The organism is Pseudomonas sp. GM25, from assembly GCF_000282255.1.
Classification (GTDB): Bacteria; Pseudomonadota; Gammaproteobacteria; order Pseudomonadales; family Pseudomonadaceae; genus Aquipseudomonas; species Aquipseudomonas aphyarum.
The window spans coordinates 143,845-167,017 of the sequence record NZ_AKJQ01000047.1 but is presented as its reverse complement, the minus strand read 5'-3'; the positions used below and the strand labels follow the sequence as shown (position 1 = coordinate 167,017).

The 23,173-nt window shown below is 61.0% G+C and carries 16 protein-coding genes and 1 riboswitch; of the genes, 10 read left to right on the top strand and 6 right to left on the bottom strand.

What is annotated here, in order from left to right; all coding sequences use genetic code 11:
* Positions 1–279: 279 nt before the first annotated feature.
* The gene (locus PMI24_RS19465; RefSeq protein ID WP_007956847.1) at positions 280–1,098 is read left to right on the top strand and encodes a M48 family metallopeptidase; all 819 of its coding nucleotides are present in this window, start codon (positions 280–282) and stop codon (positions 1,096–1,098) included.
* 44 nt (positions 1,099–1,142) lie between these two features.
* On the opposite strand, the gene PMI24_RS19460 is transcribed toward PMI24_RS19465, so the two are convergent.
* The 3 genes from PMI24_RS19460 to PMI24_RS19450 all read right to left on the bottom strand — a co-directional run bounded on the left by PMI24_RS19460 (position 1,143) and on the right by PMI24_RS19450 (position 3,976).
* Complete coding sequence (locus PMI24_RS19460) at positions 1,143–1,727, bottom strand: TMEM165/GDT1 family protein (protein ID WP_007956837.1); 585 nt, start codon at positions 1,725–1,727, stop codon at positions 1,143–1,145.
* An 87-nt stretch (positions 1,728–1,814) separates the two neighbouring features.
* Positions 1,815–1,939, bottom strand: a riboswitch (yybP-ykoY riboswitch).
* Positions 1,940–1,978: 39 nt separating this feature from the next.
* Positions 1,979–2,977, bottom strand: coding sequence for a class I SAM-dependent methyltransferase (locus PMI24_RS19455; protein ID WP_007956835.1), 999 nt, complete (start codon positions 2,975–2,977; stop codon positions 1,979–1,981).
* Between the two features lie 33 nt (positions 2,978–3,010).
* The gene (locus PMI24_RS19450) at positions 3,011–3,976 is read right to left on the bottom strand and encodes a 2-hydroxyacid dehydrogenase (RefSeq protein WP_007956833.1); all 966 of its coding nucleotides are present in this window, start codon (positions 3,974–3,976) and stop codon (positions 3,011–3,013) included.
* A 91-nt stretch (positions 3,977–4,067) separates the two neighbouring features.
* On the opposite strand from PMI24_RS19450, the gene PMI24_RS19445 reads away from it, so the two are divergent.
* Positions 4,068–4,697, top strand: coding sequence for a LysE family translocator (locus PMI24_RS19445; protein ID WP_007956831.1), 630 nt, complete (start codon positions 4,068–4,070; stop codon positions 4,695–4,697).
* Here the strand turns inward: PMI24_RS19445 and PMI24_RS19440 are convergent.
* Positions 4,681–5,454, bottom strand: coding sequence for an AraC family transcriptional regulator (locus PMI24_RS19440; RefSeq protein ID WP_007956829.1), 774 nt, complete (start codon positions 5,452–5,454; stop codon positions 4,681–4,683). The genes PMI24_RS19445 and PMI24_RS19440 overlap by 17 nt on opposite strands.
* An 84-nt stretch (positions 5,455–5,538) precedes the next feature.
* Between PMI24_RS19440 and PMI24_RS19435 the strand changes: the two genes are divergently transcribed.
* The 5 genes from PMI24_RS19435 to PMI24_RS19415 all read left to right on the top strand — a co-directional run bounded on the left by PMI24_RS19435 (position 5,539) and on the right by PMI24_RS19415 (position 15,095).
* Entirely contained in the window at positions 5,539–6,723 is a 1,185-nt protein-coding gene (locus PMI24_RS19435; protein ID WP_045121823.1) for an MFS transporter, read from the top strand.
* Positions 6,724–6,870: 147 nt separating this feature from the next.
* Positions 6,871–8,553 (top strand): fatty acid--CoA ligase, encoded by a 1,683-nt coding sequence (locus PMI24_RS19430; protein WP_007956819.1) that lies wholly within the window; start codon positions 6,871–6,873, stop codon positions 8,551–8,553.
* Positions 8,554–8,889: 336 nt separating this feature from the next.
* The gene (locus tag PMI24_RS19425) at positions 8,890–10,779 is read left to right on the top strand and encodes a DUF1302 domain-containing protein (protein WP_007956816.1); all 1,890 of its coding nucleotides are present in this window, start codon (positions 8,890–8,892) and stop codon (positions 10,777–10,779) included.
* A 28-nt stretch (positions 10,780–10,807) separates the two neighbouring features.
* Positions 10,808–12,172 (top strand): DUF1329 domain-containing protein, encoded by a 1,365-nt coding sequence (locus PMI24_RS19420; RefSeq protein ID WP_007956814.1) that lies wholly within the window; start codon positions 10,808–10,810, stop codon positions 12,170–12,172.
* A 187-nt stretch (positions 12,173–12,359) separates the two neighbouring features.
* Positions 12,360–15,095: a LuxR C-terminal-related transcriptional regulator gene (locus tag PMI24_RS19415; RefSeq protein WP_007956812.1), complete on the top strand. Its 2,736-nt coding sequence runs from the start codon at positions 12,360–12,362 to the stop codon at positions 15,093–15,095.
* 105 nt (positions 15,096–15,200) lie between these two features.
* Here PMI24_RS19415 and PMI24_RS19410 read toward each other — a convergent pair whose 3' ends face one another.
* Complete coding sequence (locus tag PMI24_RS19410) at positions 15,201–20,183, bottom strand: M10 family metallopeptidase (RefSeq protein WP_007956810.1); 4,983 nt, start codon at positions 20,181–20,183, stop codon at positions 15,201–15,203.
* A gap of 213 nt (positions 20,184–20,396) precedes the next feature.
* Between PMI24_RS19410 and PMI24_RS19405 the strand changes: the two genes are divergently transcribed.
* Entirely contained in the window at positions 20,397–21,041 is a 645-nt protein-coding gene (locus PMI24_RS19405; RefSeq protein WP_007956808.1) for an MBL fold metallo-hydrolase, read from the top strand.
* A gap of 114 nt (positions 21,042–21,155) precedes the next feature.
* Positions 21,156–21,887, top strand: coding sequence for an OmpA family lipoprotein (locus PMI24_RS19400; RefSeq protein ID WP_007956806.1), 732 nt, complete (start codon positions 21,156–21,158; stop codon positions 21,885–21,887).
* Positions 21,888–21,954: 67 nt separating this feature from the next.
* On the opposite strand, the gene PMI24_RS19395 is transcribed toward PMI24_RS19400, so the two are convergent.
* Positions 21,955–22,389, bottom strand: a complete 435-nt coding sequence (locus PMI24_RS19395) for a YhcB family protein (protein WP_007956803.1) — start codon at positions 22,387–22,389, stop codon at positions 21,955–21,957.
* A gap of 144 nt (positions 22,390–22,533) precedes the next feature.
* Between PMI24_RS19395 and PMI24_RS19390 the strand changes: the two genes are divergently transcribed.
* On the top strand, positions 22,534–23,163 hold the full coding sequence (locus tag PMI24_RS19390) for an alpha/beta hydrolase (protein ID WP_045121822.1): 630 nt from the start codon (positions 22,534–22,536) through the stop codon (positions 23,161–23,163).
* The last annotated feature ends 10 nt before the right edge of the window (positions 23,164–23,173 follow it).

Genomic DNA, 23,173 nt, shown 5'->3' with positions numbered 1-23,173 from the left:
TTTTTTTTAATGATACGGCGACCACCGAGATCTACACTCTTTCCCTACACGACGTTCTTCCGATCTATTGCGCCATGAGGTAAAGAGGGAGTAATTGCAGCGCAATGTCGCAAATGGATCAGTGCGCGACGCAGTTGCAGCGGGCCTGGTGGCGGATGTGAATTTTTTCCTACAGGTCTGGCGGGAGTTTTCTGAAAGTAGATGCAACACGTCCGTTGTATCTGGCGTCGATACAATTACCCGCCTAGGATACGCGGCAGGTTTTCAGGGAGCTTTTGAATGAACAAGACATTGGTTGTAAGTGCACTGAGCGCGGCGCTGTTGCTGGCCGGTTGTCAGTCGGTCAACACCACCAGCGGCGGTGCCGTGGGCGTGGAGCGCAAGCAGTACATGTTCAGCATGCTGTCCTCGCAAGAGGTCGACCAGATGTATGCCCAGTCCTACCAGAAGACCGTGGGCGAGGCGTCCAGCAAAGGCGTGCTGGACAAGACCAGCAACGATGCCAAACGCATTCAGGCCATCGCCAACCGGCTGATCGCCCAGGCACCGAATTTCCGTCCGGATTCGGCGCAGTGGAAATGGGAAGTGAACCTGATCAAGAGTGACGAGCTCAACGCCAACTGCGGTCCTGGCGGCAAGATCATTTTCTACACCGGGCTGATCGACAGCCTGAAACTCACCGACGATGAAATCGCCGCGGTCATGGGCCATGAAATCGCCCACGCCCTGCGCGAGCATGGTCGTGAAGCGATGTCCAAGGCCTATGGCATCGAAATGGCCAAGCAGGGCGCCGGTGCGTTGCTCGGACTGGGGCAGGACAGCCTGGCGCTGGCCGACACCGTGGCCAACTACGGCATGACGCTGCCCAACAGCCGCGCCAACGAGAACGAGGCCGACCTGATCGGTCTGGAACTCGCCGCGCGTGCCGGGTACAACCCGAACGCCGCCATCACTCTGTGGGAGAAGATGAGCAAGGCCTCTGAAGGCGCGCCGCCGGAGTTCATGAGCACTCACCCGTCTTCCAGCAGCCGCACGGCTGCCTTGCAGGCGGCGATTCCGAAGGTCATGCCGCTTTACGAGAAAGCGCCCAAGTCCTGAAACCATGATCGCTCCCGCACTCAATGCGGGAGCGATCTGCCGGATCAAACCCAGCCGCTGCTCTGCATCGCCTTGTACACCGCGACGATTGCCAGGATCAGGAACGCGGAGGCAGCCAGTCGACGGATCAGGGTCAGCGGCAGTTTCTCCGCTGCAAAATTACCCGCCAGTACCACCGGCACGTTGGCGATCAGCATGCCCGCCGTCGTACCGATGATCACCAGCCACAGCTCCGGGTATTGGGCTGCCAGCATCACCGTAGCGATTTGGGTCTTGTCGCCGATTTCCGCCAGGAAGAACGCAATCAGCGTGGTCAGGAATGGCCCGAACTTGCGGGCGGTGCTGGCTTCATCGTCGTCCATCTTGTCCGGCACCAGCGTCCACAGGGCGGTGGCGGCAAAGCTCGCGGCGAGAATCCAGTGCAGGACCGAATCGGAGAAGAAGCTGCCGAACCAGGCGCCGACCGCACCGGCTGCCGCGTGGTTGGCCAGGGTCGCAGCGACGATACCGGCGATGATTGGCCAGGGTTTGCGAAAGCGAGCGGCGAGAATCAGCGCGAGCAGTTGCGTCTTGTCGCCGATTTCGGCCAAGGCAACGATTGCGGTGGGAACGAGTAACGAGTCCAGCATCAGGATTTCCTAAGGGGCGGGTCGACACGGCTATGACACGTACAGCCTTCCCGCCCCGGGTAAGGTGTGCGTGTCATAGGTCTTGTCAAACCCTGCGATCCGTCTGGTGCGGACGCTTGGGTCGCATACGCCATGATCTGAGGATCAAGTATGTTGACGTATGCCGGACGAGCTTGGCGCTCGTGGGAGACTACTCCCCTAGGACGGAGCGGATTCTGCCTAGGCAGAATCCATTCGGCAAGTGCTAATTTTCAGCCGCGCTTGGCCCGGTAAATCCGGAAACCATTGCCTTCGGCCTTGATCGCGCAGACCCCGAGATGCTCTTCGATCAGCGGTTGATACTTGAGGAAACTGTTGGCAACCAGGCGAAGTTCGCCGCCGTTTTTCAGATGTTTGGCTGCTTTTCGCAGCAAGTTCTCGGTGGCGAAATAATCGGTGTGCACGCCGACATGGAACGGCGGGTTGCTCAGAATCGCATTCAAACCCATCGGCGCCGCATCGATTCCGTCGCCGGTCAGCACCTCGGCTTCCAGACCGTTGGCCGCCAGGGTCAAACGGCTGCTGGCGGCAGCGAAGGCATCAACGTCGAGCAACGTGACCTGATTGTGCGGGTAACGACGCTTGACCGCCGCGCCGAGCACGCCGGCGCCGCAACCGAAGTCCAGCAAATGACCGCTCGGCAGTTTGTCCAGGTGTTCCAGCAGCAGGGCGCTGCCACGGTCCAGTCGGCCATGGCTGAACACGCCCGGCAGGCTGATGACTTTCAACGGGCCTTCGGCCAGCGGCAGTTCGTAGGTCTGAGCCAGGCTTTCCAGCGGTTTGGCTTCGGGAGCGTTGGCCACGGTCACTTGCCACAGCTGGCAATGGCGCGCGCTGTCGAGCTTGCGCGGCTTGCCGAACGGGTTGAGCTGTTTGGACGCGCCTTCGATACCGCTGCGTTTTTCCCCGACCAGATACACCTCACGCCCGGCCAGGCGCGAAGCCACGGCATTGAGGATGTAATCGGTCAGGTCCTTGGCCTTGGGCAGGAACACCACGGCGTTGGTGAATTCGCGTTCCGGCACGTTCACGCCAAAATGGCTACGCCCTTCGAAACGCGCATCGAGCGCGGCCTGATCGCCGGCGTGCCAGCACCAGCCAAACGCATCGGGCAGGCGCCCCAGCAGATCATCGGCAGGCAAACCGGCCAGCAACACCGAACCCTGGAATAACTCGGCCTGACGAAGCAGTACTTCACTGCGCGGATCCATAACTGCTCCTGTGAAAAAAAGTGCCGCAGTTTATCAACTGACGACCCGCAGCGCCTTACCGCTGTAGAACGCCTGAGTGTTTTCCACCAGTTGGCCGACGATCCGCTGCCGCGCTTCGCGGCTGCCCCAGGCGTTGTGCGGGGTGACGATCAGGCGCGGGATGTCGGCGGCCAGCAGCGGATTGCCGTTGGTCGGCGGCTCGACGCTCAGCACATCGGTGGCCGCGCCGCCCAGATGACCGCTGCGCAAGGCGTCGGCCAGTGCCTGTTCATCGATCAGCCCGCCCCGGGCGGTGTTGACCACGAACGCGCCGCGTTTCATCGAGGCGAGTTCGCGGGCGCCGATGAAATGCCGGGTGTGTTCGTTGAGCGGGCAGTGCAGGGTGAGGGCGTCGATCTGCGGCAACAGATCCTCCAGCGGCAGACGATCCGGACGGGCCGGGCGCCCCGGAATCTGCCCCAGCAACACGCGCATGCCAAAGGCTTCGGCCAGACGCGCGACCGCGCCGCCGAGTTCGCCGTGTCCAAGCAAGCCGAGGGTTTTGCCTTCCAGCTCAACGATCGGGTAGTCCAGCAGGCAGAACTGTTTCGCCTGCTGCCAGCGGCCTTCGCCGACGGCTTTTTGATAATCGGCCAGACGCGTGGCGAGGTTGAGCAGCAGCATGATCGTGTGCTGCGCCACCGACGGCGTGCCGTAACCCTGGCAGTTGCACACCGTGATGCCGTGGGCGCGGGCGGCGGCCAGATCGACGTTGTTGGTGCCGGTGGCGGTGATCAGGATCAGTTTCAACTGAGGGTTGGCGGCCATGGCGGCGGCGTCGATCAGGATCTTGTTGCTGATCGCCACGGTTGCCCCTTGCAGGCGTTCGCTCACTTGCGCAGGCAACGTCTGGGCGAACAGTTGCAGATCGCTGAAGCAGTCACGCAAAGGGCTCAGATCGAGATCGCCAAGATCCAGCGACGGGTGATCGAGGAATACGGCGCGGTGGGCGTTCGTCATCAACTGTACCTGTTGTGCTTTGAAGGGAAGGCGTAATCTGCCGAGCCTACCAGATGAAACAACTCGTTACGCTTGGCCGAAAGGAGCCCCCATGTACTGGACCGAATTCTTGACCGTTGCCCTGATCCACCTGCTGGCCGTCGCCAGCCCCGGTCCTGATTTCGCCGTGGTGGTGCGCGAAAGCGTGACCCATGGGCGACGCGCCGGGACCTGGACGGCGTTGGGCGTGGGCACGGCGATTTTCCTGCACGTCGGTTATTCGCTGCTGGGGATCGGCCTGATCGTTTCCCAATCGATTGTGCTGTTCAACGCCCTGAAATGGGCGGCCGCCGCGTACCTGCTGTACATCGGCTTCAAGGCCCTGCGTGCGCAACCGGCGAAAACCGTGACCGATGATCTGCACAAAGAAGCCGGCGAACGCACCGCCCGTGGCGCCTTCACCTCGGGTTTCGTGACCAACGGCCTGAACCCGAAAGCCACGTTGTTTTTCTTGTCGCTGTTCACCGTGGTGATCAACCCGCACACCCCGCTGACAGTACAGGCCGGTTACGGCATTTATCTCGCCGTTGCGACCGCCACCTGGTTCTGCCTGGTGGCCATGCTGTTCAGCCAGCAGCGCGTGCGCGCCGGTTTCGCCCGCATGGGCCACTGGTTCGACCGCACCATGGGCGCGGTGCTGATCGCCATCGGCGTGAAACTCGCGTTCACCGAGATGCATTGATCGAGCGAAGCTGATTCAGGGCGTTGAGGTACTCCCGGGGATTGTCCCCGAGCAAACGGCGAAACATCGCGCTGAACGCCCGCGCGCTGCCGTAACCCAGATCCCGCGCCACGCTCTGCACGCTGTCCCCGGCGAGCAGGCGGGGCAGGGCTTCCATCAGGCGCAATTGCTGGCGCCAGGCATTGAAATTCATCTTCAGTTGTTGCTGGAACAGCCGCGCCAACGTGCGTGAGCTGGCGCCGACCTGCTGCGCCCAGTCTTCCAGGGTGTTGCGATGATCCGGCGTGCGCAACAGCGCCAGGCAAATGCCTTGCAGGCGCCGGTCAGTGGGCATCGGAATATGCAGTGGCAGGTTTTCGAGACTGGCGAGCTCTTCCAGCATCAGTTGCTGGATCAGCGGATTGTCGGCATGCGGCGGGCCCTGCACCGCACGCAGGATCAGTTCGCGCAGCAATGGCGTCACCGCCAGCACACAACAGTTGCGCAGGCTGGCCGGCGCCAGTTCGGGGGCGATGAACAATGAACGCATCTGCACATCGCCGGACATGAAGATCTCGTGAGCGACTTCGGGCGGAATCCACACCGCCCGACTCGGCGGAAGCACCCAGGCACCTTGCGCCGTCACCACCCGCATCACCCCGCTCACTGCATAAAGCAATTGCGCCTCGCGGTGCATGTGCAGCGGCTGGTGCGAGCCGTCCAGATAGTCCCGTGGATAGGCACTGACCGGTCCGTGTTCGAAATGGCTGATCAACATGTCGGATTCGATGACTTGGATGGCAGGAATGCGCTTTCCGGCCAACTTAGCATGAGCGCTCACTACAACGTAAAGCGTGCCGTCATGAACCAGTCCAGAAACGTCATTCGCTACATCAACGCCGCCCATGTGATCGATCACATGTTCATGCTGATTTTCCCTGCAGCCGTGCTCGGCATGACCCAGGCCTTCGCCCTCGACTACGCCGCGCTGATCGGCCTGTCACTGGGTGGCTTTATCGCGTTCGGCGCGTGTTCGCTACCGGCCGGCTGGCTGGGCGATCACTGGAGCCGACGGCAGATGATGCTGGTGTTTTTCTTCGGCATCGGTGCCTCGGCGATTTTCACCGGCTTCAGTAATAGTCCGACGATGCTGGTCATCGGCCTGACCCTGATCGGCATTTTCGCTGCGATCTATCACCCGGTCGGCACGGCGATGCTGGTGGCCTATGCGCAGAATCGCGGGCGCGAGATCGGTATCAACGGCATGTGGGGCAACCTCGGCGTGGCGTTCTCGGCATTGATCACCGGGCTGCTGGTGGCGCAGTTCGGCTGGCGCTCGGCGTTTCTGATCCCGGGGGCGGTGGCGATCGTGCTGGGGATCGGTTTTGCCTTGCAGGTGCGCGAGGAGCCGATTCCCAAGCGCCCGCACACCGCGCTCAAAGGCGCCGGCGGCCAGCGCATTTCGATGTTCATGGTGTTTGGTGTGCTGGCCCTGGCCACGGCCACCGGCGGGGTGGTGTTCAACGCCACCACCATGACCTACCCAAAACTGTTTCAGGACCGCTTGCATGATCTGTTCGCCTCGCCGCAAACCCTCGGTGTGGTGGTCAGTCTGGCTTACGCCTTTGGTGCGATTGCCCAGTTGAGCATCGGCCGGGTGTTGCATCGCGTCAGCCTGAAGTGGCCGTTTATCGCGCTGACGTTGTGCCAGGCGCCGTTGCTGCTCGCCCTGGCTTATGTCGATGGCTGGGCGGTGATCGCCGTCGGGGCGGCGTTCATGTTCGTGGTGTTTGGCCAGGTGACGGTGAACGATTCGATGGTCGCCAACTTCGTTGCGCCGCAATGGCAGTCGCGGGTGTTTGCCTTGCGTTACTGTTTATCGTTCGGTGCCAGTGCGACGGCGATTCCGCTGATTTCTTATGTCGAACCGCGCCATGGTTTTGTGGGGCTTTACCTGATTCTCGCGGGTTTTGGCGCTTTGACTTTCCTCGCTGCGGTGGTTTTCCCACGTACGCCTTCCGAAGCGGCTGTAGGGCAAACGGCCTGATCGGTGACGAATACCGGCAAATGCTGGCGCAAAGCTAGCATTTGTACGGCTCTGCAAATCATTCCTTTGGCTGATTTGGCTGACGTATAAGGGTTCTAGAGTACGAAACTCCAAAGCCAACACCGTGCAGTCAGAAAAGGGATTCTTATGTTGCAGACTCGCGTTATTCCGCCCGCCGAAGGGGCGTACCAGTATCCACTGCTGATTAAACGGCTGCTGATGTCGGGCGCCCGTTACGAGAAAACCCGCGAGATCATCTACCGTGACCAGCTGCGCTACAGCTACCCGACGCTGATCGAACGTGTCGCGCGGCTGGCCAACGTGCTGACGGCGGCTGGCGTCAAGGCCGGTGACACCGTGGCGGTGATGGACTGGGACAGCCATCGCTACCTGGAGTGCATGTTTGCGATTCCGATGATCGGCGCGGTGATTCACACGATCAACGTGCGCCTGTCGCCGGAGCAGATCCTCTACACCATGAACCACGCCGAGGACCGCTTCGTGCTGGTCAACAGCGAGTTTGTCGGGCTGTACCAGGCCATCGCGCCGCACCTGACCACGGTGGAGAAAACCCTGCTGCTGACCGATCTGCCGGAAAAAACCGCCGATCTGCCGAACCTGGTCGGTGAGTACGAGCAACTGCTGGCGGCCGCGAGTCCGCAATACGACTTCCAGGATTTCGACGAAAACTCGGTCGCCACCACGTTCTACACCACGGGCACCACTGGCAACCCGAAAGGCGTGTACTTCACCCATCGGCAACTGGTGCTGCACACCATGGGCGTGTCGACCATCATGGGCGCCATCGACAGCGTGCGGCTGCTGGGCACCAACGACGTGTACATGCCGATCACCCCGATGTTCCACGTGCATGCGTGGGGCCTGCCGTATGTGGCGACCATGCTTGGGCTCAAGCAGGTTTATCCTGGGCGTTACGACCCGGAGTTCCTGGTCGAGCTGTGGCGCAAGGAGAAGGTCACGTTCTCCCACTGTGTGCCGACCATCCTGCAGATGGTGCTCAACGCCAAGGGCGCGCAAGGCACCGATTTCGGCGGCTGGAAAATCGTCATCGGCGGCAGTGCGCTCAATCGCACGCTGTATGAAACGGCCAAGAGCAAGGGCATTCAACTGACGGCCGCGTATGGCATGTCGGAAACCGGGCCACTGGTTTCGTGCGCGCATCTGAACGATGAATTGATGGCGGGCACCGAAGACGAGCGCACCACCTACCGGATCAAGGCCGGCGTGCCGGGGCCACTGGTCGAAGCGGCCATCGTCGATACCGAGGGCAATTTCCTCCCGGCCGACGGTGAAACCCAGGGCGAACTGGTGCTGCGCGCTCCATGGCTGACCGAGGGGTACTTCAACGAGCCGCAGAAGGGCGCCGAGTTGTGGGCCGGTGGCTGGCTGCACACCGGCGACGTCGCCACGCTGGACAACATGGGCGTGATCGACATCCGCGACCGGATCAAGGACGTGATCAAGACCGGTGGCGAGTGGATCTCTTCGCTGGACCTCGAAGACCTGATCAGCCGTCACGTCGCGGTACGTGAAGTAGCAGTGGTGGGCATCGCCGATCCACAGTGGGGCGAGCGCCCGTTTGCCTTGCTGGTGGTCCGCGAAGGGCACGCCATCGGGGCGCGCGAGCTCAAGGAACATCTCAAGCCGTTCGTTGAACTGGGGCACTTGAGCAAGTGGGCGATTCCGAGCCAGATCGCGCTTGTTACTGAAATTCCCAAGACCAGTGTCGGCAAGCTCGACAAGAAGCGCATCCGCCTCGACATCACCGAATGGCAGGCCAACAACAGCACCTTCCTCTCGACGCTCTGAGCGTCCTCTGGCGCGCCGAAAACGGCGCGCCAGACCCACCAAGCAAGCGCTTGGCTTGTGAAATCCGAATTTTCAGCCATCCTTGCCGTGCCGACATGCGTCGGACTGGCGAAAGGACTGTTCCAGAGTGGTTGGCAGCTGCAAATCACACTTTAGAGGGATCAAGCAGTACCACCTGCTGGCTATAGTCCGCTCAAGGATTTTTAAGAACGGGGCACACGCACAAACGGGGCGATGCAACATTGAAGCGATTTCGGGAAGCCTCTGGCGCCCGGTCCTTCAGGCGTTTTTAAAAGTACTCACTGCCATAACAATAATGCACATGGAGTAGCGTCGATGACCTCAGTAAACCAGTTCTGGCGCCGGGCAAAGCTGCCTCTGGCCGTCAGTCTTGCTTCTTCGCTCGCCGGGCCCGCATTCGGCGTCAGTTTCAACGTCGGTGAAATCGAAGGCCAGTTCGACTCCTCCCTGTCGATCGGTGCCAGCTGGTCCACCCAGAGCCCGAACAAGAACCTCATCGGCGTCAACAACGGCGGTCACGGTCTGTCCCAGACATCCGACGACGGCCATGCCAACTTCAAGAGCGGCGAAACCTTCTCGAAGATCTTCAAGGGCATCCATGACCTTGAACTGAAATACGGCGACACCGGCGTGTTCGTCCGTGGCAAATACTGGTACGACTTCGAACTGAAGGACGAGAGCCGCGAGTTCAAGGACATCAGCGACAACAACCGCAAGGAAGGCGCCAAGTCCGCCGGCGGTCAGATCCTCGACGCCTTCGTCTACCACAACTACTCGATCGCCGATCAGCCAGGCTCCGTGCGTCTGGGCAAACAGGTGGTGAGCTGGGGTGAAAGTACCTTCATCGGCGGCGGCATCAACTCGATCAACCCGATCGACGTGTCCGCGTTCCGTCGTCCAGGCGCCGAGATCAAGGAGGGCCTGATCCCGGTCAACATGTTCTACGTGTCCCAGAGCCTGACCGAAAACCTGTCCGCCGAAGCCTTCTATCAGCTCGAGTGGGACCAGACCGTCGTCGACAACTGCGGCACCTTCTTCTCCCAGCCGGACATCATTGCCGACGGTTGCGACAGCAACCTGCGCGTGCTGAACAAGCGTTCGACCATTCCAGCCGTGGCCCTCGGTCCACTCGCTGCCAACGGTGTGGACGTCAACGAGGAAGGCGTACTGGTGCGTCGCGGCGGCGATCGCGATGCACGGGACAGCGGCCAGTGGGGCGCGTCCTTCAAATACATGTTCGATCCACTCGACACCGAGTTCGGTGCGTACTTCATGAACTACCACAGCCGTGCGCCGATCTTCAGCGCTACGGGGGCGCCACAGTCGGTCTACAACACCGCCAGGGGATTGCCGGGGCCGTTCGCTGCGCTTGCACCACTGCTGGTGGCCGGCAATTCGCAGTACTTCGTTGAATACCCTGAAGACATTCGCCTGTATGGCCTGAGCTTCTCCACCACCCTGCCTACGGGTACGGCGTGGAGCGGTGAAATCAGCTACCGTCCGAACGCGCCGGTGCAACTGAACTCCACCGACATTCTGTTTGCCGGTGTGCGTCCGCTGGGCGGCGCATTGAGCAATGCCTCGCTGCTGACCGGTGTTCCGGGTCAGGACCTGCACGGCTACCGTCGCAAGGAAATCACCCAGTTCCAGACCACCCTGACGCACTTCTTCGATCAGGTCATGGGCGCCAGCCGTCTGACCCTGGTGGGCGAAGTGGGCGTGACCCACGTCGGCGGCCTGGAAAGCTCCTCCGACGTCCGTTACGGCCGTGACCCGGTCTACGGTCCGGGCGAATTGCCGGCCACAGGCGGTGCCAACACCTGCGCCAACATCCTCAACGCCAGCACCATCAACGGTGCGGGTCCCGGTTCGCCGCAGAACAACCGCAGCCGCAACTGCACCGACGAAGGCTTCACCACCTCGACTTCGTGGGGTTATCGCGGTCGCGCCATCTGGGAATACAACGACGTGTTCGCCGGCGTGAACCTCAAGCCGAACGTGGCTTGGTCCCACGACGTCAGCGGTTACTCGCCAGGCCCTGGCGGCAACTTCGAGGAAGGTCGCAAGGCGGTGAGCCTGGGTGTCGATGCCGAGTACCAGAACACCTACACCGCGAGCCTGGCGTACACCAACTTCTTCGACGGCAAGTACACCACCGTGGATGACCGCGACTTCGTGGCGCTCAGCTTCGGCGTGAACTTCTAAGCACTGCATTTTCAGGACGAACGAATTTATGAAAATAACAAAAAGTCTGTTCCACGCCGGTGTTCTGGGCCTGTCGCTGCTGGCGACCGGTGTCATGGCGGCGGTGCCTGCCGCCGAAGCGGACAAGCTGGGCAAGAGCCTGACCCCGATGGGCGCCGAAATGGCCGGTAACGCCGATGGCTCGATCCCGGCCTGGAAACCGATGCCGAAAAATGCCGGCACCGCCGACAGCAAAGGCTTCCTGTCCGACCCGTACGCCAGTGAAAAACCGCTGTTCACCATCACCAAACAGAACGTCGATCAGTACAAAGCCAAGCTCGCGCCGGGTCAGTACGCGATGTTCCAGCGCTACCCTGACACCTTCAAGATGCCGGTCTATCCGTCCCATCGCGGTGCCACCGTGCCGGACTCGGTATTTGCCGCCATCAAGAAAAACGCCACCACCACGAATCTGGTGCAAGGCGGAAACGGCCTGGAAAACTTCGATACCGCCGTGCCGTTCCCGATTCCGAAAACCGGTGTGGAAGTGATCTGGAACCACATCACCCGCTATCGCGGCGGCAGCGTGACCCGTCTGGTAACCCAGGCCACGCCGCAACCGAACGGCTCGTTCAGCCTGGTGTACTTCCAGGATCAGTTCGTGTTCCGTGACCGGATGAAGGATTACGATCCGGCGAACCCGGGCAACATCCTGTTCTACTTCAAGCAGAAAGTGACCGCGCCGGCACGTCTGGCCGGTGGCGTGCTGCTGGTACACGAGACGCTCGATCAGGTGAAAGAGCCGCGTTCGGCATGGGTCTACAACGCCGGTCAGCGTCGTGTACGTCGCGCACCGCAAGTGTCCTATGACGGCCCGGGTACCGCGGCGGATGGTCTGCGTACTTCCGACAACCTGGACATGTTCAACGGTGCACCGGATCGCTATGACTGGAAACTGGTTGGCAAGCAAGAGATGTACATCGCCTCCGACAGCTACAAGCTCGACGATCCGAAGCTCAAGTACGCTGACATCATCAAGGCAGGTCACATCAATCAGGATCTGGCGCGTTATGAACTGCGTCGCGTCTGGCACGTGACTGCGACCCTGAAGGAAGGCCAGCGTCACATCTACGCCAAGCGTGACTTCTTCATCGACGAAGACACCTGGCAAGCGGCCGTGATCGATCACTACGACGGTCGCAACCAACTGTGGCGCGTGGCGGAAGCTCACGCCCAGGACTACTACAACGTGCAGGTGCCTTGGTACACCCTGGAAACGCTCTACGATCTGCAGTCCGGTCGTTATCTGGCACTGGGCATGAAGAACGAAGAAAGCCGGGCTTATGACTTTGGCTTCACCGCCACCATCAGCGACTTCTCGCCGGCCGCCCTGCGCCAGGACGGTATTCGCTAAGCTCCTGTAAACCGAGGCCGCATCCTCGTGAAAACGCCCCGAGAGGTTCGGGGCGTTTTTTTGCCTGTCGCTTTTTCCGTAGCCTTTTTGTAGCCATTTGTAGCAACGACCTTCATAACCGCTCCGTTTAAGGCTAGTCTGCGGGCATCTGCTACGCCGCCAACAGCCCTACAAACAAGAGCCGGCCATGACTGATCTGTCCCCACTTCCGGGCCCTGCAAGCGTTGCCGTCGCGGCACTGGACGGACGTTTTTTCCGTCCGCCGCTACCCGACGGCTACGTGCTGCGACCCCGTTTGTGCGAGCGCCTGAGCGCCGGGCTCGGAGGGCGCCTGTTGCTGGTCAGCGCCCCGGCCGGGTTCGGCAAGAGTTCGCTGGCGGTGGAGTTCTGCCAGAGTCTGCCGGCACACTGGCAAAGTCTGTGGCTGGGGCTGAGCCCGCGGGACAACGATCCGGGGCGGTTTCTCGAACGTCTTCTCGAAGGTTTGCAGGATTACTTTCCGCAATTGGGCAGCCGGGCATTGGGGCTGCTGAAAATGCGTCAGCGTCACCAGCCGTTTGCCTTCGAAGAATGGCTCGATGGCCTGCTGGATGAGTTGGCGCTGCATCTGCAACCGACGGCCCCGCTGCTGTTGGTACTGGATGATTACCACCTCGCTCAAGGGCCGGTGCTCGACCGTTGCCTGCAATTTTTCCTCAATCACTTACCGGATGGCCTGGTGGTCATGGTCACCAGTCGGCAGCGCCCGGACTGGCACCTGGCGCGTCTGCGCCTTTCGCGCCAGTTGCTGGAACTGCACGAACAGGATCTGCGTCTGACCCATGACGAAGCCCTGGCACTGCTTGATCGTCACAGCAGTTCCCTGCGCGGTGAAGCGCTGGAAAACCTGATCCAGCGCAGCGAAGGCTGGGTGGCCGGGCTGCGTTTCTGGCTGCTGGCGATTGCCGAAGCCGGCACCGAATCGGCCCTGCCGCAAGCGTTGAACGGCGGGGAAGGGCTGATCCGCGAATATCTGCTGGAAGAAGTCATCGATTGTCTGCCCGCCGAGGTTCAGGCGTTTCTTTATGACACCGCACCGCAGGAGCGCTTTTGCAGCGAACTGTGCGACGCGGTGCGCGAAGCCCATGACAGCGCGGAAATCCTGCGTTTCCTGCTGGCGCATCAGGTGTTCCTGGTGCCGCTGGACGAGCACGGGCACTGGTATCGTTATCACCACCTGTTTTCCGACCTGTTGCGCAGCCGGCCTATCACCCGGGCACTGGTGCCGGCCGCGACGCTGCATCTGCGCGCCTGTCGCTGGTTCAATGCCCAGGGTCTTCTGGATGAAGCTGTCGAGCAGGCACTGCGCGCAGGGCATCTGGACGTCGCGGCCAATCTGGTACAGAACCTGTCCGAGGAACAACTGCTGGCCGAGCAGAACGTCGGCATGCTGCTGCGCTGGAAGATGGACTTGCCCGACAGCCTGCTGATCAGCACTCCGCGCCTGATCGTGTTGTACAGCTGGGCGCTGGGCCTGGCCTGTCAGCTCGATGCGGCAGAGGAACTCGCCAGTCATCTGAGTCGGTTTCTGCCGGCACCATCGGCCACCGCACAGAAATCGATGTTGGCCCAATGGCTGGCGCTCAAGGGCATCATCGCCCGCGGGAGGGGCCATCGCGAGCAGACCATCGAGTATTGCAGCGAGGCACTGGAAAGCCTGCCGGCCAAGCGCTACGGCCAGCGCCTGATGTGCCTGTCGACCTTGTCCAACCTGGCGATCGCCGACGGCGATCTGTGGCGCGCACGGGGCTTGAACCGCGAGTCGCTTGAACTGGCGCAGCGGGTCGGCAATCCCTTGTTCGAGGCGCTGGCGCATTACGATCGTGCCCGCGTCCTGCAGGCGCGCGGCGAAATCCTGCGTGCGCTCGATGAGGTGCGCCAAGGGCTGGAGCGCTTGCGCGGATTGTCCGCACAGCGTTTGTACGCCGTGCGTGCGCGCCTGACGCTGTATGAGGGTTTTCTGCTGGCCATGCGATTGCAGCCGCAGGCGGCAAGGGTGCGATTGCAGGCAGGCTTGACGGAAGCGCGGGCCTGTCGTGACATCAGTGTGTTGATCGGCCACTGTGTGATTGCACGACTCGACGGCAGCAGCGGCGATTTCGCCAAGGCCTTCGCCGAGCTGGCCGAAGCCGAACGCCTGATGCATATCTGGGACGTTCCGCCGATCTACTATCTGGCGATGATTACTCTGGTCAAATGTGAGCTGTGGCTGGCTCAGGGGCGTATCGATCTGGCCGAAGCCTGGCTGGCTCGACTGGGCCAGACCTACACCGGTGAACGCGCGGCGGCACCGCCGGAGTTTCATCCGCAACTGCCGTTGCACGTCGAACTGCAACAGGCGTTGCTGGACGTCATTCAGGGGCAGCCGATGCTCGCCGAAGGGCGGCTGAACGTGTTGCTGGAGAACGGCCAGCAAACCGGGCGGCAACTGCTCAGCGTGATGGCACTGACGCAAAAAGTGGCGCTGCTGTTGGCGGGTGGGCGCGAGCCTGAAGCCCGCAAGGCGTTGAATCAGGCGCTGGAAGCGGCGGCCGGCGGCGTCCTGCAACCTTTCGATGTGCTGGTCAAGGAACATGCGGACTGGTTGCGCGGGCAACTGTCACTGACCGCACCGACAGCCGTCGGTCAGCAATTGCTCGAGCAATTCCCTCAGGCCCAGGCTCGCCCCACTGCGGAATCCGCCGCTACCGAACAGCTCAGCAGCCGCGAACTGGCGGTGCTGCGTCTGATCGCTCAGGGTTGCTCGAATCAGGAAATCAGCGATCAACTGTTCATCTCGCTGCACACCGTGAAAACCCATGCCAGTCATATCAACAGCAAACTGGGGGTGGAGCGGCGCACCCAGGCCGTGGCGCGGGCCAAGGAACTGGGGTTGTTGGTGTAGTCGGGTTGTGCGCGACCCGTGAATGCAAAACGCCCCGAACCAGTCGGGGCGTTTTACATTGGCCGTTGCGTCCGGGCGCAACAGCCAGGGTGCGGCACGCTGAACTCAGGCCACGAGATCCTGGGCACTGAATGCGTTCACGCCCACCAGATGGATCTCGAAGTCCGCGCCCGCGTTACCGCTGACGTTGCCGGACAACACCTGATCGGCAAACCGCAGTTGGCCGGCGCCCGTGAAGTCGCCGGAACCAATGAAGGTGAAGGCGTCGAGGCCGGCCACACCCAGATTGGCATCGAACGCGGACAGGTCGATCTTGTCGCCCTGCAGGCTGCTGAAGTCATAAATGACATCACGCTGCGAGCCCGTGCCCACTTCGTTCAGGTTGTTGAACACGAAGGTGTCGGCACCGGTGCCGCCGGTCAGCATGTCCACGCCGAGTCCGCCGATCAGCGTGTCGTTGCCGGCGCCGCCGTTGAGCACGTTGTTGCCGTCGTTGCCGGTCAGCACGTTGTTCAGGGCGTTGCCGTAGCCCATCAAATTGGCGCTGCCGGTCAGTTGCAGGTTCTCTACGTTGGCACCCAGGGTGTAGTTGATCGACGAGCGCACGGTGTCGATCTCGTTGGCCAGGGTGCTGGTCTCGGTGACGATGTCGCCAGCGTTGTCGACCACGTAAGTGTCGTTGCCCAGACCACCGATCATGGTGTCGGCACCTGCACCGCCGTCGAGGACGTTGTTGCCGGCGTTGCCGGTGATGACGTTGCTCAGCGCGTTGCCGGTGCCGTTGATGTTGTCGGCGAAGCGCAGGGTCAGGTTTTCCAGGTTGGCACCCAGGGTGTAGTTGGCCAGGGAGGACAGCACGGTATCGATCTCGGTCAACGAGGTGCCGTTTTCGATAATCACATCGCCAATGTTGTCGACGAAGTAGGTGTCGTTGCCGGCACCGCCGTCCATGGTGTCGGCACCTTCCTGGCCATTGATGATGTTGTTGCCGCCGTTGCCGGTGAGCACGTTGTCCAGGCCGTTGCCGACCAGATACAGGTCGCTGTTGCCGAGCAATTGCGCATCTTCGAGGTTGGCGGCGAGGGTGTAGCTGATGCTGGTGATGACGCGGTCGTGGCCTTCGCCAACATTTTCCACTATCAGGTCGCCCGCGTTGTCGATGACGTAGGTGTCATCGCCGGTACCACCGGCCAGGGTGTCGGCGCCGGCCGCACCGTCGAGGCGGTCATTGCCGGCACCGCCCTGCAAGGTATCGGCCGAAGCGCTGCCGAGCAGGTAGTTATCCAGGCTGTTGCCTTGCACGGTATAGCCACCGGTACCCATCAGCCAGACGTTTTCGACGTTGGCCAGATTGCTCAGGTTCAGGTTGACGACTTTGGTGGTGGCAGTGGCGTTGTAGTAAATACGCAGCGTGTCGGTGCCTTCGCTGGCGCTCTCCTGGATCAGTGCCAGTTCACCGCTCTGGTCGAGGTAGTACGTGTCGTCACCGTCGCCGCCGATCATGGTGTCGAGGCCGGCACCGCCGTTGAGCACGTTGTTGCCGCTGTTGCCGGTCATGACGTTGTTCAGGGTGTTGCCATTGGCGTTCAGGTTGGCAGAGCCGGTGAGCACGATGTTTTCGACGTTTGCGCCAAGGCTGTAGTTGATCGACGAGCGTACCGTGTCGATTTCGTTGGTCAGGGTGCTGGTCTCGCTGACGATGTCGCCGACGTTGTCCACTACATAAGTATCGTTGCCCAGGCCGCCGATCATGGTGTCGGCACCGGCACCGCCGTCGAGGATGTTGTTGCCGGCATTGCCGGTGATGACGTTGTTGAGCGCGTTACCGGTACCGTTGATGTTGGTGGCAAAGCGCAGGGTCAGGTTTTCCAGGTTGGCGCCCAGGGTGTAGTCGGCCAACGAGGACAGCACGGTGTCGATCTCGCTCAGCGAAGTGCCGTTTTCGATGATCACGTCGCCGACGTTGTCGACGAAGTAGGTGTCGTTGCCTGCGCCGCCGTCCATGGTGTCGGCGCCTTCCTGACCATTGATGATGTTGTTGCCGCTGTTGCCGGTAAGCACGTTGTCGAGGCCGTTGCCGACCAGGTACAGATCGGCGTTGCCGAGCAGTTGGCCGTCCTCGACGTTGGCGGTCAGGGTGTAGCCGATGTTGGACAGCACCCGGTCGCGGCCTTCGCCGCCCAGTTCGATCACCACGTCGCCGGCATTGTCGATGACGTAAGTGTCGTCACCGCTGCCACCGATCAGGGTGTCCGCACCGGCCGCGCCGTCGAGGCGATCATTGCCGGCACCGCCCTGCAAGGTATCCGCCGAGGCGCTACCGAGCAGATAATTGTCCAGGTTGTTGCCCTGTACCATGTAGCCGCCGGTGCCCATCAGCCAGACGTTTTCGACGTTGGCCAGGTTGCTCAGGTTCATATTGATGACATTGGTCATCGGGGTGGCGTTGTAGTAAGCCCTCAGCGTGTCGGTGCCTTCGCTGGCGTTCTCCTGGATCAGCGACAATTCGCCGGCCTGATCAAGGTAGTAAGTGTCGTCACCGTCGCCACCGATCATGGTGTCCAGACCGCCGCCGCCGTTGAGCACGTTGTTGCCGCTGTTGCCGGTCATGACGTTGTTCAGGGCGTTGCCATTGGCGTTCAGGTTGGCAGAGCCGGTGAGCACGATGTTTTCGACGTTTGCGCCAAGGCTGTAGTTGATCGAGGAACGGACGGTGTCGATCTCGGTCATCAGGGTACTGGTTTCGCGAATCACGTCACCGACGTTGTCGACCACATAGGTGTCGTTGCCCAGACCACCGATCATGGTGTCGGCACCCGCACCGCCGTCGAGGATGTTGTCGCCGCTGTTGCCAGTCAGAACGTTGTTCAGCGCGTTGCCAGTGCCGTTGATGTTGTCGGAGAAACGCAGGGTCAGGTTTTCCAGGTTGGCACCCAGGGTGTAGTCGGCCAACGAGGACAGCACGGTGTCGATCTCGGTCAGCGAGGTGCCGTTTTCGATGATCACATCGCCGACGTTGTCGACGAAGTAGGTGTCGTTGCCGGCACCGCCGTCCATGGTGTCGGCGCCTTCCTGGCCGTTGAGGATGTTGTTGCCGCTGTTGCCGGTGAGCACGTTGTTCTCACCGTTGCCGACGAGATACAGGTCGGCGCTGCCGAGCAACTGGCCGTCCTCGACGTTGGCGCTCAGGGTGTAGCCGATGTTGGACAGCACCCGATCACGACCTTCACCGAGTGCTTCGATGATGACGTCGCCGGCATTGTCGATGACGTAGGTGTCGTCACCGTTGCCGCCGACCAGCGTGTCGGCACCCGCTGCGCCATCCAGACGGTCATTGCCTTCACCGCCACGCAGGGTATCGGCCGATGCGCTGCCGAGCAGGTAGTTGTCCAGGCTGTTGCCTTGAACGGTGTAGCCACCGGTGCCCATCAGCCAGACATTTTCGACGTTGGTGAGATTGCCTTGGTTCAGATCGATGGTGTTGGTCAGTGCGCCAGCATTGTAGTAAACGCGCAGGGTGTCATTGCCTTCGCTGGCGTTTTCCTGGATCAGCGCCAGTTCACCGGCCTGGTCGAGATAATAAGTATCGTCACCGTCGCCACCGATCATGGTATCCAGGCCGGCACCGCCGTTGAGCACGTTGTTGCCGCTGTTGCCGGTCATCACGTTGTTCAGGGCGTTGCCGTTGGCGTTCAGATTGCCCGAACCGGTGAGTTCGATGTTTTCGACATTCGCGACCAGGCTGTAGCTGATGGATGTCTTGACGGTATCTGTCCCGCCGCCGACTTCGCTGTTTTCGATGACGATGTCACCGGCATTGTCGACCACATAGATGTCGTTGCCGCCACCGCCAATCAAGGTGTCGGCACCGGCGCCGCCGTCGAGCGTGTTCTGCCCCCAGTTGCCCGTGATGACGTTGTTCAGTGCGTTACCGGTGCCGCTCAGGTTGGCGGTGCCCAGCAAGGTGAGGTTTTCGACATTCGCGCCGAGGGTGTAATTGATGTAGCTCAGCACGGTGTCGATTTCACTCGGCAGGGTGCTGGTCTCGATCACCGTATCGCCGACGTTGTCGACGAAGTAGGTGTCGTTCCCGGTGCCACCATTCATGGTGTCGGCGCCGGCCTGGCCATTGAGGATGTTGTCCAGGGCGTTACCGATCAGGCTGTCGTCATTGACCGTGCCCACGGCGTTTTCGATTTTTGCGCCGTAAGCAATCGCCAGACCTTCATTGAAGGCGGTCAGGGTCTTGAGATCGAGGAACGCCTTGCCGATCTGGCTGAAGGCCCCTTCATTCAAGTCGATACGCACTGCATTCAACTGATTGCTGGCATCGATCGTGTCGATGCCGCCGCCATCCCAGATGGTTTCGAAAATCGACTGATTGTTGGCCCAGGTGTAAGTCGTGTTACCGGCCTGCCAGGCAGTATTGGCGCCATACAGACTCTGGATTGCAAGGATATCCAGGAGCATCGGCGTGGTGGGCTGGTACGAGTAATTGTCGTTGTAGCTCATTACAGTGAAGCGCACATCGTCCAGTGATGCGTCCAGCACGGTGCTGTTGGTCTGGCTGGTGGCGAACGGGTGCTTGAGGCCGATGGCGTGGCCGATTTCGTGAACGAATGTCAGGTAATCGTAGGAGCCTTTGCTCGGGTCCGCTTGATTGGTCTCCGGGCCGATCCAGACGTCGCCGGACTTGGGCGTGCTACCTGGCAAATAGGCCCAGGCCACGGTTCCGCTTTCCATCAGGGAATAGCCGCCAAAGCGCAGATCGCCGACATTCGCGAGGGTGTCGGTGGTCTGGCTGAACTTGATGTTGGCAACCGAGCTCCAGGCACTCAGGGCACTGGCGACCGCGACCTGTTGATTGGCGGTCAGGGCAAACACCGCCTTGTATTCGTTGTCTGCACTGTAATTGGTGGCGAAGTACGAGGAGACCGGATTGATGAAGCTGTAAGTCAGCTCCGTCGGTGCACTTTTGTCATACCACTTGGTGCTTTCCCATTGGGTACCGGAAATCAGGCTGTTAACGAGACTGTTAGCGGTCAATGAAGAGGAAGTACTGTCGGTCGATTCATTCGGGCGTGGCATGCGGATATTCCTGGATGGGCCGCGGCCTATCCTGAATGTGGCCGCTACAAAGGGCGATTTTGCATCAAAACTGATACGCGTGACATCATATTGACACTATTTTTTTGACTGGCCGACGCGTGGCGTCCAGGCACCATGTGTCGGCTGAAGACGTAGAATCCTGAGGTCGGCAGTCGTATGCTGCGCGACATTCATTGCTCTGCAGGAACTCCCATGCACGCCGCCACGCCAGCGCTGATCCGCGAAACCTTCCCCGTCGGCCCTTTGCAGTGCAATTGCACGATTATCGGCGATCCGATCACGAAAAAGGCTATCGTCGTCGACCCGGGCGGCAATCCGGATCTGATCATGGCCCGCGTGGATGCACTGGGCCTGAAAGTGGTCAGCATCATTCATACCCACGCACACCTTGACCACTTTCTGGCCTCGGGGCAGATGAAGGAAAAAACCGGCGCGACCTTGCATTTGCACAAAGAGGATCAATTCCTGTGGGACAACCTCGAAATGCAATGCCAGATGTTCGGCGTGCCGTACACCCCGGTGCCGTCTCCCGATCGCTGGTTGAGCGACGATGAAGAACTGGCCTGCGGCTGCGGCGTGGCCTTGCACACACCGGGGCATACGCCAGGTTCCATGAGTTTCTGGTTTTCCGAGGCTAAGCTGTTGATTGCCGGCGACACGCTGTTTCGTCGCGGAGTAGGGCGCACGGATTTGTGGGGCGGCGATCAGGCGACCATCGTGCGATCGATCAAGCAGCGGCTGTACACCCTGGATGAAGACGCGACCGTTGTGGCCGGGCATGGTCCGGATACGCGTCTGGGGGATGAAATGCGCGAGAACCCGTTTGTGCGTGCCTAAACATTTTGTCACGGGTGCCCAGCGGAATTTTTGTGCATTGTCATGATCCAACGCCCGCACGGGCCAGTTGCCAATGGCCGCTGCACCACAGAATGCAAAATGTAGGAGCACTCCATGTTCACCACGCGTCGTTTGATTATTGTCGCTACTGCCGTGGCCGTCTTGTCCGGCTGCGCCTCGCCTAACCCGTATGACAATCAGGGTCAGGCCGACGGTGGCTCCCAGGGCATGAGCAAAACCGCCAAGTACGGTGGCCTCGGTGCTTTGGCCGGCGCGCTGGCCGGTGCCGCGATCGACCACAACAACCGCGGCAAGGGTGCGCTGATCGGCGCCGCCGTCGTCGGTGCCTCGGCCGCCGGTTACGGCTACTACGCCGACCAGCAGGAGAAAAAACTGCGCGCCAGCATGGCGAACACCGGGGTTGAAGTGCAGCGTCAGGGCGACCAGATCAAGCTGATCATGCCGGGCAACATCACTTTCGCCACCGATTCGGCGAACATCGCTTCCAGCTTCTATCAGCCGCTGAACAACCTGGCCAACTCGCTCAAAGAGTTCAACCAGAACCAGATCGAAATCGTCGGCTACACCGACAGCACCGGCAGCCGTCAGCACAACATGGACCTGTCCCAGCGTCGTGCGCAGAGTGTGGCGACCTACCTGACTTCGCAAGGCGTCAGCGGTGCCAACCTGAGTGCTCGCGGTGCCGGTCCGGATAATCCGATTGCCAGCAATGGCGACGTCAATGGCCGCGCGCAGAACCGCCGTGTCGAGGTTAACCTCAAGGCCATCCCTGGCCAGCAATACGGTGGCCAGCAACAGCCGGGCACGGTTCAGCAGTACCCGTAACCGTCAGCTACAAAAAAGCCCCCGGACAAGTGATTGTCCGGGGGCTTTTTGTTGGCGCGAAGGCTGATTACTTCTTCAGGCCGTAATGCTCGTCGAGCATGCCCGGCGAGTTCGGGGTCTTCGGCGCGTAGTCACGCGGCGGTTCCTGATCCCGTGGTGGCGTCAGGCGCTCCCGTGGGGCCTGTGCCGCGTCGGCGTGCAGCGAGGCGAGCAAGCGTTGACGGGTCTGCTCGTCCAGGGCCAGGCGGTTGGCGCCCTCGGCGAGGTGATCCTGCACTTCCTGATAGCTCTGGGTCAGTTTCTTGACCAGATTGGCGGTGCTGTTGAAGTGGGTCACCACTTCGTTCTGATAACTGTCGAAACGTTCCTGAATATCATCCAGTTGACGCTGCGTGCGGCTGGGCGCGGCGTTCGGCGCAACGCGAGCGATCAGGAAACCAATGGCGACACCCACAACCAGGGCAAGAGTCGGTAACAACCAAACTAAGAGCGAGTGTTCCACGAGTCCTTCCTCTATAAACGGCTTTGCTTTACGTTAACGGCTCGAACCTGCGCTGTATACCGCGATTCACTCGCAATAGACTGGCACAGACAATTTGCTAGACGAGTCGACCCGATTCGAGGTCACGGAGTTCCTTCCTTGCTGATGCGTGAAACCCCTGTAGTGATTGATGGCCCGGTGGGGCAACTTGAGTCTTTGTATCTGGACAATGAGCAGCCACGCGGCATCGCGCTGATCTGCCATCCCAACCCGGTGCAGGGCGGCACCATGCTCAACAAGGTCGTCTCGACCCTGCAGCGCACCGCGCGCGACGCGGGCCTGATCACCTTGCGCTTCAACTATCGCGGCGTCGGTGCCAGCGAAGGCTCCCATGACATGGGCACCGGTGAAGTCGACGACGCCCAGGCCGCTGCCGCATGGCTGCTGGAAAAACACCCGGATCTGCCGCTGACCCTGTTCGGTTTCTCCTTCGGTGGATTTGTTGCCGCAAGTCTCGGCGGGCGTCTCGAAGCCCAAGGCGTGCAGCTCAAGCACCTGTTCATGGTCGCGCCGGCGGTGATGCGTCTGGGCGATCAGGATCAGTTGCCGCAACAGGGCGAGTTGACGGTGATCCAGCCGGAAACCGACGAAGTGATCGATCCGCAGCTGGTCTACGACTGGTCTGACAAACTCCAGCGCCCCCATGAGCTGCTGAAAGTGGCAGAATGCGGACACTTTTTTCATGGCAAGCTGACCGATCTCAAGGATCTGATCCTGCCGCGTCTCTCGAATTGATTGCAGTCTG

Bases quoted from the DNA above. Each gene is read 5' to 3' on its own strand.
- PMI24_RS19415 (WP_007956812.1), top strand. From the start codon at position 12,360: ATGACTGATCTGTCCCCACTTCCGGGCCCTGCAAGCGTTGCCGTCGCG.
- PMI24_RS19405 (WP_007956808.1), top strand. From the start codon at position 20,397: ATGCACGCCGCCACGCCAGCGCTGATCCGCGAAACCTTCCCCGTCGGC.
- PMI24_RS19410 (WP_007956810.1), bottom strand. From the start codon at position 20,183: ATGCCACGCCCGAATGAATCGACCGACAGTACTTCCTCTTCATTGACC.
- PMI24_RS19390 (WP_045121822.1), top strand. From the start codon at position 22,534: ATGCGTGAAACCCCTGTAGTGATTGATGGCCCGGTGGGGCAACTTGAG.
- PMI24_RS19455 (WP_007956835.1), bottom strand. From the start codon at position 2,977: ATGGATCCGCGCAGTGAAGTACTGCTTCGTCAGGCCGAGTTATTCCAG.
- PMI24_RS19450 (WP_007956833.1), bottom strand. From the start codon at position 3,976: ATGACGAACGCCCACCGCGCCGTATTCCTCGATCACCCGTCGCTGGAT.
- PMI24_RS19445 (WP_007956831.1), top strand. From the start codon at position 4,068: ATGTACTGGACCGAATTCTTGACCGTTGCCCTGATCCACCTGCTGGCC.
- PMI24_RS19400 (WP_007956806.1), top strand. From the start codon at position 21,156: ATGTTCACCACGCGTCGTTTGATTATTGTCGCTACTGCCGTGGCCGTC.
- PMI24_RS19435 (WP_045121823.1), top strand. From the start codon at position 5,539: ATGAACCAGTCCAGAAACGTCATTCGCTACATCAACGCCGCCCATGTG.
- PMI24_RS19430 (WP_007956819.1), top strand. From the start codon at position 6,871: ATGTTGCAGACTCGCGTTATTCCGCCCGCCGAAGGGGCGTACCAGTAT.
- PMI24_RS19465 (WP_007956847.1), top strand. From the start codon at position 280: ATGAACAAGACATTGGTTGTAAGTGCACTGAGCGCGGCGCTGTTGCTG.
- PMI24_RS19440 (WP_007956829.1), bottom strand. From the start codon at position 5,454: ATGTTGATCAGCCATTTCGAACACGGACCGGTCAGTGCCTATCCACGG.
- PMI24_RS19460 (WP_007956837.1), bottom strand. From the start codon at position 1,727: ATGCTGGACTCGTTACTCGTTCCCACCGCAATCGTTGCCTTGGCCGAA.
- PMI24_RS19425 (WP_007956816.1), top strand. From the start codon at position 8,890: ATGACCTCAGTAAACCAGTTCTGGCGCCGGGCAAAGCTGCCTCTGGCC.
- PMI24_RS19420 (WP_007956814.1), top strand. From the start codon at position 10,808: ATGAAAATAACAAAAAGTCTGTTCCACGCCGGTGTTCTGGGCCTGTCG.